This window comes from Vogesella mureinivorans (assembly GCF_007644035.1).
In the GTDB taxonomy this organism is placed as follows: domain Bacteria; phylum Pseudomonadota; class Gammaproteobacteria; order Burkholderiales; family Chromobacteriaceae; genus Vogesella; species Vogesella mureinivorans.
In genome coordinates this window covers 1-258 of the sequence record NZ_VMTV02000402.1, presented here as the reverse complement: position 1 = coordinate 258, position 258 = coordinate 1, and the positions used below count along the sequence as shown (strand labels likewise).

Sequence of the window (258 nt, the reverse complement as noted above, 5' to 3'; positions counted from 1 at the left end):
TTCCGATCTCGCCGAGGATCATGAAGGTCGCGGTGCCGTGGCTGAAGCACTCATGGATGTTCGGACAGCTGGCCTCTTCGCAGACCGTGACCAGGGCGTTCTCGCGCAGGCGCGACTTGAGCTGCTGCACGGCGTTGCCGGAAGGCAGGCGCACGCGGATCCAGCTCGGCTTGCGCAGGGTGGGCGCTTCGTCGAACTTGACCGGGCTGCGGGCGATCTTGGTTTCGCCGAGCTGCTTTTCGCCCATCACCAGCAGCG

1 pseudogene is annotated in these 258 nt (G+C 65.5%); it reads right to left on the bottom strand.

Annotation, left to right across the window (positions count from 1 at the left end):
* Positions 1–258, bottom strand: a pseudogene (locus FLQ44_RS11205) (lipoyl synthase); the annotation flags it as partial.